The following is a 13,265-nucleotide window of genomic DNA, read 5'->3' on the forward strand; positions in this document are numbered from 1 at the left end:
CCCTTTCTAATCCATTCGTTTGGCAGCTGTCAACCGACGGTAAACGACTCTTCCGAACCATCTTGCACTCAAGTTGAAGACCAGAACGAGCAGCACCAATACCGCAGAAGCGCCTGCGGCGATATCTTTGGAGTCAGGAGCAATGCCTTCACTGTTGACCTTCCAAATATGAACAGCCAATGTTTCGGCAGGTCGCATCGGATTAATGGGCGATCTGGCATGCAATGGATTCCAATCGGTAAAATCAAGCGGCGGTGTACTCATCCCTGCTGTAAACAGCAATGCGGCGGCTTCCCCAAAAATACGGCCTGCGGCCAAGATGGTACCCGTAATCAAGCTTGGCAGCGCTGCTGGCAACAAAATGGAGGTAATGATTTTCCACTTGGACAATCCGAGCGCAAGTCCGGCTTCCTTTTGCTCCTTCGGTACAGCACGGAAAGCCTGCTCAGTTGTGCGAACCATCAGCGGCAGATTGAATACGGCTAGAGCCAGCGCCCCTGACAAGAGGGAAAAGCCAAAATTAAATGTATTGACGATGAGTAATAGTCCAAACAATCCAATGACGATCGACGGGAACGAGGACAATACTTCGACGACAAGTCGTATGAAGTCCGTAATTTTTCCCGGCTTTGCATATTGCGCCATGTAAATGCCGGCGCCCCAGCCAATTGGAATGGTGATAATCAAAGTTAAGATTAGCAAAAATACAGAATTAAACAGTTGCGGACCAATGCCGCCACCTGCACGTAAAGTTTGCGGAGCACTGGTTAGAAAGTCAAAAGAAATATGACTGACTCCACGAGCCAAAATGAAGCCCAGCAATCCCACCAAAAGTGCAACAATGAACAAGGCGAAGAAACAGATTACAAATGTAGCGATCTTGTCGGTCGTTTTAGCTTTCATCAAACCCGGTTTCTCCTTTCAAGCAGCCTTACCAGCAGCACGAAAATAAATGTCATGAGCAGAAGGACAAGCGCCATACTCCAGAGTGCATTGTTATGAACGGAGCCCATCGCTGTGTTGCCCATGCTAAGAGTAATGACGCTGGTCAAGGTCGAAGCGGATTCCAGCAAGGAATGCGGTATGTGCGGAGCATTCCCGATGACCATCTGTACAGCCAACGCTTCTCCGAAGGCACGAGCCATCCCGAGAATAATTCCTGTTAAAAGAGCAGGCAGCAGCGTCGGGATAATAACACGGGCAATTGTCTGCCAGCGGGTAGCCCCCAATGCATAAGAGGATTCTCGCAGTCCCCCCGGCAGGGAAGACAACGCATCCGCCATAATACTCGTAATCGTCGGTAAAATCATAACCGACAACACAAGGCAACCTGCGAGAATACCGATGCCTTGTCCCCCGAACACGTTTCGCAGCAATGGGACGATTACGGTCAAGCCGACAAAGCCATAGACAACCGACGGAATGCCGGATAACAATTCAATGGCAGGCTGAAGGATACGTTTACCCGATTTCGGCACGATTTCCGTCATAAACAAAGCTGCGCACAAGCTAAGCGGACTGGCAATTAAGGCCGCTAGTATGGTTACGGCAAAAGAACCCGTAATGAACGGAAGCGCGCCGAAGGACTTGGGCTCGCCATCCGGGCTCCATTTGGTTCCAAAGAAAAATTCTCGCAGACTGACTCCATTCACCGCAAATGTAGCTACACCTTTGGAGGCAACAAAATATACGATGGAGACAATGACTGCAACTAAAAAAACGACACAAACCGACGTATAGATGCGGCCGGTCCATTCTTCCCAGTAATGTCTTTCTTTCATAACTCGGGATCGTTTATTCTGTTCCATGTATGCCTTCCCTTCAATTGGTTCCATACTGTAACTCCTTTAAGCGAAGAATAGAGGCCGGACGTTAGTCCGCCTCTTCTTCGTGAATATACTCGCGTTAGCTGCGTTCATCCGAACAGGAGATCGCTCTCCTTATTTCGTGATATTACCGTCAGCATCACGTTTCACTTGCATACCTGATACCGGGATGTATCCCAGGTCTACAACGTCTGCTTTTTGGATTTCATCAGACAGAATATAGTCCAGAAATGCTTTTACATGTTCTTTTGGCTCACCTTTAGTGTACATATGCTCATATGCCCACACTGGATATTTACCTTGTTCTACATTTTCAACGTTAGCTTCCACACCGTCATACTTCAAAGCAGTAACTGTGTTGTCGATGTAGGACAGAGCCAGGTAACCAATCGCACCAGGTGTTTCAGCAATCAGCTTTTTCACAGTACCAGAGGAATCTTCCTGAATGGAGCCTGGCAGATCTTCTGTTTTTTGTCCCAGCGCGTATTTTTCAAAGGTTGCACGAGTACCGGAGCTACTTGGACGGTTCACGATCACGATTTTTTGATCTGCACCACCAACTTCTTTCCAGTTCGTAATTTTACCTGTGAAGATTTGTACCAGTTGATCTTTTTTCAGGTCTGTTACGCCTACTTTAGGATTCGCTACCGCTGACATAGCTACAACAGCTACTTGGTGATCGACCAGCTCTTCTGCGCCGCTCTCCAGTTTTTCCTTTGCAAATACGTCAGAGTTACCGATATCCGCTTGTCCACCGGAAACTTGGGTCAAGCCAGTACCGCTACCGCCACCCTGCACTTGAACCGCAATGCCTTTATATTTATCGACAGCCATAAATTTTTGTCCCGCTTGCTCTACCAATGGTTGAAGTGCAGTGGAGCCAACAGCCAGAATGTTACCTGTCAGTTCAGCAGCTGCTTTATTGTCTGTTCCTGCAGCAGCGTCTCCTTGTGGTGCAGCATTGTTACCGGATCCGCAAGCTGCAAGTGCAAATATCATGGTGAGAGTCATCAGAATGAACGGCCATTTTTTCAACATTTTTTATTGTCCTCCCCTTAGTTAAGTGACGGTTTTTTATTTATGACCATCAACACTTTTACATTGTAGGCCCGGAATGTTAGACGAACGACTAGGTTTTGTAAAACAAATATAAAATATTGATAGATAAATTATTTTTCGGTATATAATTAATCTATAGTTTAAATTCAGGCATAAATATTAAGTAAGGAGAGTTGTTCGATTCTATGAATATTTTAAAATTGCGCATCTTAGTGCTGATCGATAAATACCATAAAGCGACGGAGGTGGCCGAAACTTTACAAATCAAACAGCCCACCGTCAGCTTTCATATGAAAAGTCTGGAAAAGGAAATGGGTGCGACTCTGTTCTCTCTCCAACAAGGTAGAATTATGCTAACCGAGGCTGGTAAAAAAATGTTGCCTTACGCAAAGCAAATTCTCTCTCTTGAGCAAGAGGCCCGACAAGCTGTAGATGAACAGACAGAAGAATCTCAGAACCTCTTACATCTGGGCGCAGAGTCGATTTCAGGCATGTATCTTCTCCCAACTATCATGGCTGAATTTGCACAACAATATCCAGAATGGCGTATTCAGTTAGAGATTCAATCTCCGGATGTAATCAAGCAGCTACTGAAAGAGGGGGATATTGATTTTGCTTTTCTCGACGATGGAGAATCTCTTCTGGAAAATACGGTGGCAGAACCAGTGGCTTCAGATCAGGTGGGGATTATCCGCTCAGCATCGGCTGAGACATCCAAGTCACTGGACATCAATGGGCTCGATACGCTGGATAAGCACATATGGGTAAAATATAGCGGGGCATCCGTTGTAGATTCCTATTCTTCGCTAATTAAATCCCATCTGGAAATCAACTCTTGGGAAGCAGTAAAGCAAGTGGTAAGTGGCGGTGACGCGCTTGCCTTCTTTCCTGCCTGCGGAGTTCGTAGCGAGGATCATACTGTCCCCTCGGTGGAATGGCTTCCTTTTCCCGAAGCTGACAAAAAAAAGAGCTATTATCAAATAAAGATCGTGTATCAACAAGATACACATAGGAACATGATGCAACAGGCATTCCTTGATTTTATACGACGAGAAGGAATAAGAACTAGTTAACAAAAAAAGAGCATTCAGGTCTTATGGACCTGAATGCTCCTTTACTTATTGTAACGAGTAAATGCCATCCCTGTATTACTTTGCGGGGACTACAATTACGCTTGTGCTGGTACGCAGCTAATTTTGATCAGGTTCGTGGAACCGGAATCACCAAGAGGTACGCCCGCTGTAATCACAACCAAATCGCCCTCTTTAACGAGGCCAGATTTGCGGCCACCTTCCAGCGCATTGTCAAACAGGCTGTCTGTTGTGTCAACGATGGGTCTGCCTTGTACTGCGTGTACGCCCCAGATCAGAGCCAAACGGCGAACTGTTCTTTCCTGTGTTGTCACAGCGACAATCGGAGCTTCAGGACGGTATTTAGAGATCATACGCGCCGTTGTTCCGCTTTGCGTGGACGTCAGAATTGCTTTGGCATGCAGGTCAAGTGCAGAAATAGAAACGGATTGGCTGATTGCTTCTGTAATACTAATTTCTTGAGCCGTTCTTTGTTTTTTGAACAAATCGCGGTAGTTCAGAGAAGACTCAGCTTTTTCGGCAATACGTGACATGGTCAATACAGATTCTACCGGATATTTACCCGCAGCTGTTTCGCCGGACAGCATAATTGCATCTGTTCCGTCAAAAATAGCATTGGCTACGTCACTTGCTTCCGCACGAGTCGGACGCGGGTTACGTTGCATGGAATCCAGCATTTGTGTTGCTGTAATAACAGGCTTGCCAGCTACATTACATTTGTTAATCATCAATTTTTGCGCCAGAGGCACTTCTTCAGCAGGAATTTCCACACCGAGGTCACCACGGGCAACCATCAGACCATCCGAAGCTTCCAAAATTTCATCCAGGTTGTCAACACCTTGCTGATTTTCTATTTTGGAGATGATTTGAATGTGGCTTGCGTTGTGCTTCGCCAGCAATTCACGAATTTCCTGTACATCACTTGCTTTACGAACAAAAGAAGCCGCGATGAAATCAATGTCCTGCTCAATACCAAAAATGATATCATTCGCATCTTTCTCCGTAATACCAGGCAATGAGATAGCAACGCCTGGAACGTTAACGCCCTTCTTGCTTTTGATCGTTCCGCCATTGACAATGCGGCATTTGATTTCAGTGCCTGATACTTCAATAACGGTGAGTCCGATCAGACCATCGTCGATCAGAATGGTGGAGCCGGGCTCCACGTCCGAGGGAAGATCCTTGTACGTAATGGAGATACGATCTTGCGTACCGAGAATTTCTTCCGTTGTCAGCGTAATGAACTCGTCCTGAACAAGCTCAATAGGTTCAACTTCGAGCTTTCCTGTCCGGATTTCCGGCCCCTTCGTATCGAGCAAAATAGCAACATTTTTGTTAAGCTCCTTACAAGCTTGACGGATGTTTTTAATCCGGTTGCCATGCTCCTCGAAATCACCGTGAGAGAAATTCAGGCGGGCTACGTTCATACCAGCCATAATCAGTTTCTTCACATTTTCCAATGATTCACTGGAAGGACCGATGGTACATACAATCTTAGTTTTGCGCATTTGGGTTTTTCCTCCGTTTTCAAAGGTGCTACTCTTTATATCTTTTTCCAACAATTAAATCTACTACACTTTTTCCTATTTGTATAGGAAGTTCGTCATATTTATTGTTACCCGTTTCCAGCGTATTACAACATAGGTTCAGATTCCGAAGGTTTTAAGAAAGTATATTGTCCTATTTTCCGGAATTTTTGATACCTGTCTTCTCTCAATTCATCGCAGCTCATATTCGTAAGGTCTGCCAAATGACGTTCTAATAACTCCTTGATTGCGGCAGCAGTCACTTCATAGTTACGATGTGCGCCCCCTTTCGGCTCTGGCACGATATCCTCGATAATCTCCATGCGCAGGAGGTCATTAGCGGTGATCTTCATCGCTTCAGCTGCCTGATCTGCCTTAGAAGCATCTTTCCATAGAATCGAGGCTGCGCCGTTCGGAGAAATGGCCGAATAAATGGCGTGTTCCAGCATCAGCACACGGTTACCCACTGCAAACGCAAGCGCACCGCCGCTTCCACCCTCGCCGATGACCACACAAATAACAGGCACCGAAAGCTTTGCCATCTCCCGCAAATTGCGGGCAATCGCTTCCGATTGACCTCTCTCCTCTGCTGTATTACCCGGATAAGCGCCCTTCGTATCAATAAATGTAATAATAGGACGCTTAAATTTTTCAGCCTGCTGCATCAGCCGCAAGCCTTTACGGAATCCTTCCGGATGGGCACTACCAAAAAAGCGTGCAATGTTATCTTTCGTATCCTTACCACGTTGCTGACCAATGACGGTCACCGGAATACCATTTAGCTTGGCAATCCCGCCCACAACCGCCAGATCGTCTCCGAACAAGCGGTCGCCATGCAATTCAATAAAATCTGTAAACACCTGCTCGATCAAATCAAGGGACGTTGGTCTTTGATGATGACGAGCCAGATGCATCTTTTGCGATGCTGTAATGTTCGTGTATATTTCTTCTTCCATCTGGAGATAACGTTCTTCCAGACGGTTAATTTCATCTGTAAAATCAATTTGCTTGTCCTGTCCGAATTGCTTAAGTTCTTCGATCTTCTGTCGCATCTCGACCAGGGGCTTTTCATAAGGCAATTCGCCAGCCATTTATTCCTCCCCTTTCACACTGTGCAGATCAAGCAATTGCCCAAGGGTATCACGCAGTTCCTTGCGATGTACAACCATATCCAATTGTCCGTGCTGCAAATTAAATTCGGAAGTTTGGAAATCATCCGGCAGCTTCTGTCTGATCGTTTGCTCAATTACAATACGACCTGCAAAACCAAATACAGCACCTGGCTCTGCAATAATAATATCTCCAAGCATAGCAAAGCTGGCGGAGACTCCACCTGTAGTCGGATCAGTGATCACAGAAATATAGAGCAATCCCTGCTCGTCCAGACGAGCGAGAGCAGCGCTTGTTTTGGCCATCTGCATCAGACTCAGAATACTTTCCTGCATACGTGCCCCACCGGATGTGGAGAAGATGATAAGCGGCAAGCGCTTGTCAATCGCCTGCTCAATGGCACGCGTAATTTTCTCTCCTACGACCGAGCCCATACTGCCTGTAAAAAAGTCAAAGCTCATCACCGCTACGACAACAGGATGCCCATGAATAAGGCCGTCGCCCGTAACGACAGCCTCGCGCAGGCCAGATTTCAGGGTCTGTTGCTCCAACTTACTTGCATATCCCGGAAAGTCCAGCGGATCAACCGAAATCATATCGGCATCATATTCCGTAAACGTGTCTTCGTCGAGCACCATGCGAATGCGATCCATTGCATTCAAACGCATATGGTATCCGCACACCGGACACACTTTCAAATTTTTCTCCAACTCTTTGCTGTATTGAATACTTCCACACTTGCCACATTTGGTCATAAGACCTTCGGGAATTTCCCGTTTGGGACGATCCGGCATGTCCGCTTGATCGCCGCTCAGCGCCCGTTCCGAAGGGATGGTCGCGTATTTACGCTTCTTTTGGAATAAATCTTTAAACACAACTACACCTCTCCAGCCGTTTATTTGTCAGCCGTAACCGATACAAGGTCCTCTGCCGTCGATGCGGCACCTCTAAGCATTATGTTCATACACACGTCAACGCCTGTTAATACAACATTACCGCCGATCGTGCATCCTTTGTTCCATTCATGCTGCTGTATCACTTCCGCCGTTCCGGACTCAAGGGCGCAAAATCGAATTAAGCACTTCCTGTATTTCTTCGACTTCACCCGAAGGCACAAGTATCTCAAACTGTTGCTTGGATGCACTGATGGCCCGGGTCTGCACCATAAAACCTTCTTCAGACAGTTTGAGCTTAATCATGTCAGCCAGTCTGGCCGTCGGTGCAATATATATCACCGTCCACATGCCTTGTTTCTACCCCCTAAGCCTCAAGTTTTGAGCCCATATAATAGACTCATGATAACATACCTTACTTTTTTCCCGCAACAAAAGCCCTCCTGATCATTCAAGTTCCGTCGGAGGGCCTAGATAATCATTAATTCTGTTTATTCAGGCCAATTAAACATCCAATGATGCAGGATAATGCTTGGCATGAAGGCTCCGATGGGCAATACGCGAAGAAGCGGCGGCAGCCAATCCGGCGACAAGATCGTCTAAAAACACATGAATGCCACTGCCTTTTTGGTTCAGCTTATCGATAATTCCAATCTTTTCTTTATCCAGATAGCCAAAACTGGTCAAGCCAATCATGCCGTACACGCTCGTAATGCCAAGAGCCATTGTCTCGTCCACTCCATACAGCGGTTCGTCTGCCTCCATAATGGCTTGAAGTGGCTGGGGAAGAAGTTTTTTTTCGGCCAGCTCATCGAGTGCAATGCCTGTCAGCAGTGTATATTGTACCTCTCGCTTTTGCAAAACCGCTTTGACACTTTCTACACATTCTTCCATAGTCAAATGAGGATAATATTTTAGCTGAAGCTGAAAAACAATGTCCGCAATGGACTCGATCCGAATGCCTCTGCGATTTAACAAGGTTTCTGCATATTCATAGGACATAATTTCCCTCCCGCTTTCACCATGCAGTTCTATTCTTCCACCGTGCGGGACCTTATGGTGCAGGACACGTGTTGAATCTCCTGTTCCGCCAGTTTTCCAAGTGTATGCGAAAGGGAAGGAAAATGTTCATTAAACCGTTACAATAAGGGCGTGTTGCTGTGTGCCTGTCATTTGACTTTCACGGTACCTTCACCTAGCATCGACTCCATTCGATCAAAAAGCTGAGGAGAAGGCTTAATGCTGTAAGCATCACTCAACGCCAGCAGACGCTGGTTGCTCTCGTAAAAGAGTACGGTAGGCACAGCACCGGGATGCTCCTGTAGCAACGCCTTGAGGCTGACCAGCAAGCTGGCGTCCGCCTCGGCCTGGCGGGTGATTTTGACAAACACCCGCTGACGGGCGGAGGCTTCCGAGCCGCGCGGGGAAGGCACCTGCTCACCGTGAGCCGCTTCGCCTCCGCGTTGTGAGGGGGCCGCTACGGGACGAGCCGCCTTCTGCTGCGGCGACGCTGATGGAGCGGCTGCTGCGGACGAACGTGCGCCGGTACGCCGGCGCTGAAGAAGCCTTGCCAACGCGTCTTCCGCCAGCGGGGCTGCCTCATCCGCAAGGAGCTTGAAGTGCTCGTCCTGCTGCTGCATCTTGGCACGTAGTGCAAGCAAGGCACCCTTTTCAATCCACTGCTGGCTTCGCTTCCATACCTCAGGAAACAGCACAACCTCACAGCGCTCAATCTGATCCTCCAGCTCAATGAAGGCCATGGCCTTTCCCTGCTTGGTCGTAATCGTCTTGAGTGACACCACCATGCCTGCGGTTACAATAACTGTTTCATCTGGCACTTCGCTCAGCTCCATCAGACGATCCGCTTGGCTGCTTTCCAGCAGCGACTCAAAATCATCTAGCGGATGCCCAGACAAATACAGTCCCAGCAGTTCGCGTTCCAGCTCTAATTGCTGGCTGGTACTAAATGGAGGTACATTGGGGTATTCAATATCCCAATTAGGCATTTCTACAAAGCCAAACATATCAATTTGCAAATCGTCACGTTCCTTGCGCCATTTGGCAGCTGCATCCACCGTTTCATCCAGCATGGCAAGCAACTGTGCCCGATGGCCTGTCAATGAATCAAATGCCCCTGCCTGAATGAGCGATTCAATCACTCTCTTATTACACACCCTCAAATCAACGCGTCGACAAAAATCGAGCAAGCTGTCGAAAGGGCGTTCCTTACGAACAGCAAGAATGCTTTCCATTGCTTGTGTGCCGACATTTTTAATGGCAGCCAGTCCAAAGCGGATATCACCCTGCTGTAATGGGGTAAACAGCACCCCACTCTCATTCACATCAGGCGGCAACACTGCGATATCCATACGACGGCATTCGACGACATATTCAGCCACTTTTCGATGACTTCCCATGACGGCCGTCAGCATGGAAGCCATGAATTGTACTGGATAATGGGCCTTAAGATAAGCCGTCTGGAATGCTAGCACACCATAAGCAGCTGCATGGGCACGCGGAAAACCGTAGTCAGCAAAACGGACGATCATATCGTAAACCCTGCCGGCTTCCTCCTCTGTGTACCCCTGTTTAATACTGCCTTCGACAAAATGACCACGCTCCAGATCCAGCACCTCGCGTTTTTTCTTAGACACCGCGCGGCGCAGCAGATCGGCCTCTCCCAAGGAAAAGCCAGCCATGCGCGATGCAATCTGCATGATTTGTTCCTGATACACAATAATACCGTACGTATCCTTTAAGATCGGTTCAAGATCAGGATGCGGATAAGAAACCTCAATCTGTCCGTGCTTAGCCTGTATAAAGTTGGGAATAAAACCCATCGGGCCCGGACGATACAAAGCCAGGACAGAAATGATATCCTCGAAAACACTCGGTTTCAAATCCTTGAGTACCCGGCGTATACCGGCCGACTCCAGCTGGAACACGCCTCCTGTATCTCCTTTGCCCAGCAAGTCATAGGTATGCGGGTCATCGTCGGGAACACGGCTAAAGTCAGGTGTTTCTCCATGCTGCTCCGCAACCCAGCGCATGCACCGTTCAATAATGGAGAGCGTACGTAGTCCAAGAAAATCCATTTTCAACAAACCGATGCGCTCCAGATTTTCCATTGAGTACTGCGTTAAAGGAACCCCTTCGCTCCCCTCTTGCAGCGGAACCGCATCGGTCAATGGAGTCCGCGAGATGACAACACCCGCCGCATGTGTCGAAGCATGGCGAGGCATTCCTTCTACTTTGATCGCCATATCCAGCAGTTCACGTGTCTTGGGCTTCGTTTCATACAGAGCCTTCAGCTCGGGGGTGATCTCCAACGCATGCCGGATATTAATGCCGAGCTGCGCCGGGATCAACTTGGCCGCCTTGTCCACCTCGCCATACGGCACGTTCAATACACGGCCGACGTCACGGACTGCGGCTCTTGCCGCTAATGTCCCAAAGGTAATAATTTGCGCAACATGCTCATTTCCGTACTTCTGTACTACATAGTCGATAACCTCGTCACGGCGTTCATCGCTAAAATCAATATCTATATCTGGCATGCTGATCCGTTCAGGGTTCAGAAACCGTTCAAAGAGCAGATTGTATTTTATCGGATCGACATTCGTGATATTAAGCACATAGGCCACCAAACTACCGGCGGAGGAACCCCGTCCCGGACCGGTTGCAATCTTATGCTTATGAGCAAAAGCAATAAAATCCCATACAATCAAGAAATAATCGCTGAAGCCCATACTGTCAATCGTATTTAATTCGTAGTTTAGCCGCTGGTCCAGTCTTTCCCGCTCCTCCGGCTGCTCCCATACAGGATCGCCTCCGTAGCGACGCTCTAGCCCTTGCATGCACAGACTACGCAAATAGGACGAAGACGTCATGTCCTCTGGCAGCGGGCGATATTCAGGCAAAATCGATTGGCCGAATTCCAGCTCCAGCTCGCATTTTTCAGCAATACGCACCGTATTAGCGATGGCTTCTGCTACATGTGGAAATAAACGAGCCATGTCCTCCTGACTTTTCAGATACAACTGACGTGTTGGTATACGCAAGCGCTCCTCATCGTCAACTGTCTTCCCTGTCCCGATACAAATCAGAACGTCCTGGACATCAGCATCCGGCTCGGTTAAGTAATGCACGTCATTCGTCGCCACTAGCGGAATATCCAGTTCCTTCGCCAATGCGATCAATTGAGGATTTACGCGTTTTTGCTCCGACAGACCATGATCCTGAAGCTCCAGATAAAAATCTTCGCCAAAAATGCTACGGTATCGTTCGGCCGCACGTCGTGCTTCGGCTTCCCGACCATGCAGCAAATGCTGCGGCACTTCACCGCCCAAGCAAGCGCTCAAGCATATGATGCCTTCATGATGGGCAGCCAAAGCATCCATATCGATGCGCGGCTTATAGTGAAAACCCTCCAAATGGCCAATGGAGCACAACTTAATCAAATTTTGATAGCCTGTTTTATTTTTGGCGAGCAAAATTAAATGATATATGGGCTGATCCTTCCGGCTGCCACGCTCCTTGCGCGATCCTGCCGTCATATAAGCCTCACACCCGATAATCGGCTTAATGCCGTTCTCTACACATGCTCTATAAAAAGGAATGGCACCGTACATGACCCCATGATCTGTAAGAGCCAGCGCCTTCATTCCATAAGCTGATGCCTGTTTGACCAATTCCGCGGTACGAGCCGCGCCGTCCAGCAGGCTGTACTCGCTGTGAACATGCAAATGCACAAATGAACTCATGCGCTTCTCTTCCCTTCACCGCTTGATTTTCTTCAAACTATTTTATCATATCCACGTTAGTAGCGCCCATAGAATAAAAGTACAGACCCGGGCGGACAAGCGCGGTCCTGATTCGTATACCCAAGGAGGAAAAGAGCATGAGCACTTTTATATCCAAAGCGATTCTCGACTTCTTCATTGCCTTCGGCATCGTGCTCGGAGGAGCCATGCTCGGCGGAATGGGAGCTGTAGTATCGCTTCAGCCGCCTACCCAGACGATGCTGGAGGTTGCAGGAAGGATTAAAATATGGGCGCTTGCCGCCGCTGTGGGAGGAACGATGGACCCGATCCGGGTCATTGAGAGCAATATGTTGGATGGTAATTTGTCACCTGCCATTAAGCAGATATTGTATTTGATTTTCGCCTTTTTAGGCGCTCATATGGGTGCAGAGCTGGTCAAGTGGGTATGCGGCAACGGACGGCCGTGAGGTGAAACGACTATGAGAGTCCCTCCCTTTGAGCGCCTGCGCCCTTTTATGCAATTATCCTCCGTTTTTGTACTCGGTATGATTACGGGAGGATTGATCTACAATGCCATCTGGCATGCGAGTTTCAATCAGCTGTGGATGAACAACCAGGACCTTCAATTCCAGCTCCAGCAAGCTGAAGAGGACAACAAAACATTACGTAAATACAGCAAGCGCCAAACCGTCATCAAAGAAATCAAGCTGATTGCGGAGGAAGCCACGGCTGAAAAAATTGACTCTATTAATCTGAAAGAGCTTCTTCGCCGCGTCAGTCGTGATCTGGAGGTGCTGCGCGGCAGAGATATGTTTGAGATTGACTCTGACAGCAAGCTGGTACGTATGTTGCTGCACCAAAAAAAATACACCGTTCGTGACAAGGAGTATACAATCCAGGTCAAAACGATGCTTGTAATGGAAGGTGTGCTGCAAATCTGGCTGGAGGCCAAAGAAAGACTGCCTCAAAGCCACTAACTCGATCTATTTAACTCCAT

At 48.0% G+C, this 13,265-nt stretch carries 12 protein-coding genes; 3 read left to right on the forward strand and 9 right to left on the reverse strand.

Annotated elements, in window-relative coordinates; translation table 11 throughout:
- Window positions 1-6: 6 nt before the first annotated feature.
- From pstA to ACXHJ1_RS23580, 3 genes are all read right to left on the reverse strand, one after another.
- Window positions 7-903: a phosphate ABC transporter permease PstA gene (pstA, locus tag ACXHJ1_RS23570; protein ID WP_016819623.1), complete on the reverse strand. Its 897-nt coding sequence runs from the start codon at window positions 901-903 to the stop codon at window positions 7-9.
- Window positions 903-1,835, reverse strand: coding sequence for a phosphate ABC transporter permease subunit PstC (pstC, locus tag ACXHJ1_RS23575; protein WP_013370343.1), 933 nt, complete (start codon window positions 1,833-1,835; stop codon window positions 903-905). Before pstC ends, pstA begins: the two co-directional genes overlap by 1 nt.
- 105 nt (window positions 1,836-1,940) lie before the next feature.
- Window positions 1,941-2,864 (reverse strand): phosphate ABC transporter substrate-binding protein PstS family protein, encoded by a 924-nt coding sequence (locus ACXHJ1_RS23580; RefSeq protein ID WP_457905318.1) that lies wholly within the window; start codon window positions 2,862-2,864, stop codon window positions 1,941-1,943.
- 206 nt (window positions 2,865-3,070) lie between these two features.
- Here ACXHJ1_RS23580 and ACXHJ1_RS23585 point away from each other — a divergent pair, with 206 nt between their 5' ends.
- Window positions 3,071-3,958, forward strand: a complete 888-nt coding sequence (locus ACXHJ1_RS23585) for a LysR family transcriptional regulator (protein ID WP_457905319.1) — start codon at window positions 3,071-3,073, stop codon at window positions 3,956-3,958.
- 95 nt (window positions 3,959-4,053) lie between these two features.
- On the opposite strand, the gene pyk is transcribed toward ACXHJ1_RS23585, so the two are convergent.
- The 6 genes from pyk to ACXHJ1_RS23615 all read right to left on the reverse strand — a co-directional run bounded on the left by pyk (window position 4,054) and on the right by ACXHJ1_RS23615 (window position 12,268).
- Window positions 4,054-5,484 (reverse strand): pyruvate kinase, encoded by a 1,431-nt coding sequence (gene pyk / locus ACXHJ1_RS23590; protein ID WP_016819620.1) that lies wholly within the window; start codon window positions 5,482-5,484, stop codon window positions 4,054-4,056.
- A 125-nt stretch (window positions 5,485-5,609) separates the two neighbouring features.
- Complete coding sequence (locus ACXHJ1_RS23595) at window positions 5,610-6,593, reverse strand: acetyl-CoA carboxylase carboxyltransferase subunit alpha (protein ID WP_016819619.1); 984 nt, start codon at window positions 6,591-6,593, stop codon at window positions 5,610-5,612.
- Window positions 6,594-7,487: an acetyl-CoA carboxylase, carboxyltransferase subunit beta gene (gene accD, locus ACXHJ1_RS23600; RefSeq protein ID WP_016819618.1), complete on the reverse strand. Its 894-nt coding sequence runs from the start codon at window positions 7,485-7,487 to the stop codon at window positions 6,594-6,596. It abuts the gene before it with no gap.
- Between the two features lie 180 nt (window positions 7,488-7,667).
- Window positions 7,668-7,856 (reverse strand): hypothetical protein, encoded by a 189-nt coding sequence (locus ACXHJ1_RS23605; RefSeq protein WP_007429680.1) that lies wholly within the window; start codon window positions 7,854-7,856, stop codon window positions 7,668-7,670.
- 153 nt (window positions 7,857-8,009) lie between these two features.
- On the reverse strand, window positions 8,010-8,507 hold the full coding sequence (locus ACXHJ1_RS23610) for a phosphatidylglycerophosphatase A family protein (RefSeq protein WP_025364511.1): 498 nt from the start codon (window positions 8,505-8,507) through the stop codon (window positions 8,010-8,012).
- A gap of 167 nt (window positions 8,508-8,674) precedes the next feature.
- Window positions 8,675-12,268, reverse strand: a complete 3,594-nt coding sequence (locus tag ACXHJ1_RS23615) for a DNA polymerase III subunit alpha (protein WP_457905320.1) — start codon at window positions 12,266-12,268, stop codon at window positions 8,675-8,677.
- Window positions 12,269-12,405: 137 nt separating this feature from the next.
- On the opposite strand from ACXHJ1_RS23615, the gene ACXHJ1_RS23620 reads away from it, so the two are divergent.
- Complete coding sequence (locus tag ACXHJ1_RS23620) at window positions 12,406-12,735, forward strand: YtrH family sporulation protein (RefSeq protein ID WP_013309582.1); 330 nt, start codon at window positions 12,406-12,408, stop codon at window positions 12,733-12,735.
- 12 nt (window positions 12,736-12,747) lie between these two features.
- Window positions 12,748-13,245 carry a hypothetical protein gene (locus ACXHJ1_RS23625; RefSeq protein ID WP_016819615.1) on the forward strand — a complete coding sequence of 166 codons (498 nt, stop codon included), beginning with the start codon at window positions 12,748-12,750 and terminating at the stop codon, window positions 13,243-13,245.
- Window positions 13,246-13,265: the final 20 nt, after the last annotated feature.

It is taken from the genome of Paenibacillus sp. ALE2 (assembly GCF_054113385.1).

Bases quoted from the DNA above. Each gene is read 5' to 3' on its own strand.
- ACXHJ1_RS23610 (WP_025364511.1), bottom strand. From the start codon at position 8,507: ATGTCCTATGAATATGCAGAAACCTTGTTAAATCGCAGAGGCATTCGG.
- ACXHJ1_RS23625 (WP_016819615.1), top strand. From the start codon at position 12,748: ATGAGAGTCCCTCCCTTTGAGCGCCTGCGCCCTTTTATGCAATTATCC.
- ACXHJ1_RS23580 (WP_457905318.1), bottom strand. From the start codon at position 2,864: ATGTTGAAAAAATGGCCGTTCATTCTGATGACTCTCACCATGATATTT.
- ACXHJ1_RS23585 (WP_457905319.1), top strand. From the start codon at position 3,071: ATGAATATTTTAAAATTGCGCATCTTAGTGCTGATCGATAAATACCAT.
- ACXHJ1_RS23620 (WP_013309582.1), top strand. From the start codon at position 12,406: ATGAGCACTTTTATATCCAAAGCGATTCTCGACTTCTTCATTGCCTTC.
- ACXHJ1_RS23615 (WP_457905320.1), bottom strand. From the start codon at position 12,268: ATGAGTTCATTTGTGCATTTGCATGTTCACAGCGAGTACAGCCTGCTG.
- ACXHJ1_RS23595 (WP_016819619.1), bottom strand. From the start codon at position 6,593: ATGGCTGGCGAATTGCCTTATGAAAAGCCCCTGGTCGAGATGCGACAG.
- ACXHJ1_RS23605 (WP_007429680.1), bottom strand. From the start codon at position 7,856: ATGTGGACGGTGATATATATTGCACCGACGGCCAGACTGGCTGACATG.
- pstA (WP_016819623.1), bottom strand. From the start codon at position 903: ATGAAAGCTAAAACGACCGACAAGATCGCTACATTTGTAATCTGTTTC.
- pstC (WP_013370343.1), bottom strand. From the start codon at position 1,835: ATGGAACCAATTGAAGGGAAGGCATACATGGAACAGAATAAACGATCC.
- pyk (WP_016819620.1), bottom strand. From the start codon at position 5,484: ATGCGCAAAACTAAGATTGTATGTACCATCGGTCCTTCCAGTGAATCA.